The organism is Sphaerochaeta sp. S2 (assembly GCF_016406725.1).
GTDB lineage: Bacteria > Spirochaetota > Spirochaetia > Sphaerochaetales > Sphaerochaetaceae > Sphaerochaeta.
The window spans coordinates 1-3,285 of record NZ_JAEKNT010000471.1 but is presented as its reverse complement, the minus strand read 5'-3'; the positions used below and the strand labels follow the sequence as shown (position 1 = coordinate 3,285).

The following is a 3,285-nucleotide window of genomic DNA, read 5'->3' as shown; positions in this document are numbered from 1 at the left end:
AGCGGGGTGGGCGGTTAGCTCCTCCTGTGCTATAATTTATGCATATATCCTTGAATGGTGGAGGAGCTGTGAAATCCACATCAAATGCAGAGTATGAGTACCCAAATACATACAGGGACTTTGTGAGAATGTTTCCAGATGATGCCGCATGTAAGGCATATTTGGAACAGCTTCGTTGGCCTGAAGGATTCACTTGCCCTGCTTGCAAGTCAGTCTCAATACCTTGGAGACTAACCCGTGATCGTTTAGTTTGTCCGATATGTCGATACCAAACATCTATTACTGCAGGAACGATTTTTGATAAGACGCGAACACCGCTGATTACTTGGTTTGAAGCAGCTTGGCATGTAACCACTGCCAAGAATGGTATGTCGGCTAAAACCTTGGAGCGAACTCTTGGAACCAGCTATCGAGTAGCGTGGACAATGTTGCAACGTTTTAGGGTTGCAATGGTGAATTCTGAGCGCAAACAGCTCTCTGGGATCGTAGAGGTAGATGAAACTCTGATAGGTGGGGTTCAGCAGGGGGGCAAAAGAGGTCGCGGGGCTATAAAAAGTGTCGTTGCGATTGCCGTAGAGATGAAACAGCCTAAAGGTTTTGGGCGGATTCGTATGCGTTGTATTCCAGACGCATCTGGTAGTAGCCTGCAATCATTTGTATGTGATTCAGTAGCACCTGGGTCAATAATACATACCGATGGATGGCCTGCTTACAACAAACTGACAAAGCTTGGATACTCACATGAAGCAACAGTAATGTCCTCTTCTGATGATCCTGCCCATGTTTCCATGCCAGGTGTCCATCGGATCGCGAGCTTATTGAAACGATGGATTTTAGGCACTCATCAGGGTTCTGTAGCCCAGGGACATCTGCAATCGTATCTTGAAGAGTTCACTTTCCGATTCAATCGGCGTACTTCACGTAGTAGAGGACTTATTTTCCTAAGACTTCTCGAACAAGCGGCTGTTACCAAACCCGTTACTGATAATGATGTAACTTACGGCTATAATTGGTAATAACAATAGAATTTGAACTGAGGAGGAGCTAACCGCCCACCCCACTAACTTTATTGTATGCCCAGGATTCAAGTTTGAGACTGCACTGTTTGAGGCTCAGGATAAGTATCCCAATGTGAAGTTCGTAATCCTCGATGGAGAACCCCACAGTGCTGATTACTCTGAGTACCGCATTGAGCCAAATGTAGTTGCAGTGTATTATGCTGAGCACGAATCCGGCTTCCTCGCTGGACTTGCTGCTGCTTTGCAACTTAAGGAAGGCGATTTTGGGTTTGTCGGCGGTATGGAAATTCCCGCTGTACAGAAGTTCAATTGGGGCTTCCAGCAGGGTGTTGCTTTTGCCAATGAAAACTACGGCACCAAGATTGTGATGAAGCAAGAGAACAACCTTTATCAGGGTTCTTTTGACAACATCAGCGCTGGACAGCAGATTGCAGCATCCATGTACGACCGTGGTGTAGATGTCATCTTCGCAGCAGCCGGTGGTGTTGGCGTTGGTGTTATCAACGAAGCAAAGAACCGTGCTTCCAGTGGACAGGATGTGTGGGTAATCGGAGTTGACGTAGACCAGTACCCAGAGGGCGTACTTCCTAGCGGCAAGTCCATCATCCTCACCAGTGCCATGAAGTACCTCGACCGTGCTTCCTATGACATGATTGTTGCTGAGCTCAATGGAACCTTCCCCGCTGGTGAAATACTTACCTTTACTGCAGCAAATGAAGGTGTAGGTATTCCAGCTGAGAACCCGAATCTCGACAAGGCTGTCACCGATGAGGTTTCCAAGGTCTCTGCAATGATGACCAGCGGTGAGCTTAAGGTGCAGGCCTCCGGCGATGGATTGTTCAAGTAAACTTTCCGATTAATTCGCGCGCAAGGGCCACCCCATAGGTGGCCCTTCTGTGCAACTCATAGCTATGATTTGTTCACACAGGGAGCCCACTGATGAGCCACGTTATTGAGATGTTGAACATACGCAAGGAGTTTCCAGGAATCGTTGCAAACGATGATATCACCTTGCAAGTGGAACAGGGAGAAATTCATGCCATTCTCGGTGAGAATGGAGCAGGTAAGTCTACCCTTATGAGTATCCTTTTCGGTTTATATCATGCCGATAAGGGGCAGATAAAAGTCAAAGGGAAAGAAGTCAGGATCAATGATCCCAACGATGCCAATGAACTTGGTATCGGAATGGTGCATCAGCACTTCCAACTTGTACAGAATTTTACCGTTACCGAAAATATCATTCTCGGAAAAGAGGGAGGTTTTATCCTTGATCGTAGGATTGCATCCAAGAAAATCAAGGACCTCTCTGAAAAATATGGATTGAATATAGATCCAAACATGGTCATCGAGGATATTACTGTTGGGATGCAGCAACGGGTAGAGATCCTGAAAATGCTCTACAGGAATGCTGAGATACTGATATTTGATGAACCGACGGCAGTACTTACCCCTCAGGAAATAGAAGACCTGATGGAGATTATGCGAAGTCTGGTTACCGAGGGAAAGTCAGTTATCCTGATCACTCATAAACTGAATGAGATCAAGGCCGTTGCTGACCGATGTACGGTTATCCGCAGAGGAAAACTCATCGGGGTGGTGGATGTAAAGGATACCTCCACTGCAAAAATGGCATCAATGATGGTAGGTAGGCCTGTTAGTTTCAAAGTTGACAAGAAACCTGCCCAGGTGGGTCGTGTAATCCTGGATATTCATGATCTGAAGGTCATGAGCAGTAAGAAGATACTTGGAGTAAAGGATTTTTCGCTTTCAGTTAAAGCTGGTGAAATTGTCGGTATTGCCGGTGTTGATGGCAATGGCCAGACCGAGCTTATTGAGGCGATAACCGGATTGAGGGCGGTTGAAAGTGGTTCGATCATCCTTGACGGAAATGACATCACCAATGCTGATATTCGCAGGCGCAATGAGATTGGGCTTGGACATATTCCTGAGGATAGGCAGAAACGAGGGTTGGTAATGAGCTCTTCCGTGTTCGATAATGTTGCCATCAAGGAGTACTACCACAGTCCTTTCAGCAAGAAAGGTATTCTTGAAGCTGACTACTTGCGTGAATATGCCCAGAAAGTGGTTGGGCAGTTTGATGTCCGCAGTGGTGAAGGCATTTTCTCTCTTGCAGGGAAGCTCTCTGGAGGCAATCAGCAGAAATTGATTGTAGGTCGTGAGGTTGTTGCTGATCCTGAGCTACTGATAGCAGTCCAACCGACCAGGGGACTGGATGTAGGGGCGATTGAATATATCCACTCACAAC

Annotated in this window: 2 protein-coding genes and 1 pseudogene; all 3 read left to right on the top strand. The window is 46.7% G+C overall.

Going from position 1 to position 3,285, the window contains the following annotated elements; genetic code table 11:
• Nucleotides 1-128: 128 nt before the first annotated feature.
• On the top strand, nt 129-1,016 hold the full coding sequence (locus JF818_RS13690; RefSeq protein ID WP_233067892.1) for an IS1595 family transposase: 888 nt from the start codon (nt 129-131) through the stop codon (nt 1,014-1,016).
• 31 nt (nt 1,017-1,047) lie between these two features.
• Nucleotides 1,048-1,866, top strand: a pseudogene (locus JF818_RS13685) (BMP family protein); the annotation flags it as partial.
• Between the two features lie 92 nt (nt 1,867-1,958).
• A partial coding sequence (locus tag JF818_RS13680) for an ABC transporter ATP-binding protein (protein WP_198892538.1) occupies nt 1,959-3,285 on the top strand: 1,327 nt, incomplete at its 3' end.

Bases quoted from the DNA above. Each gene is read 5' to 3' on its own strand.
- JF818_RS13690 (WP_233067892.1), top strand. From the start codon at position 129: ATGTTTCCAGATGATGCCGCATGTAAGGCATATTTGGAACAGCTTCGT.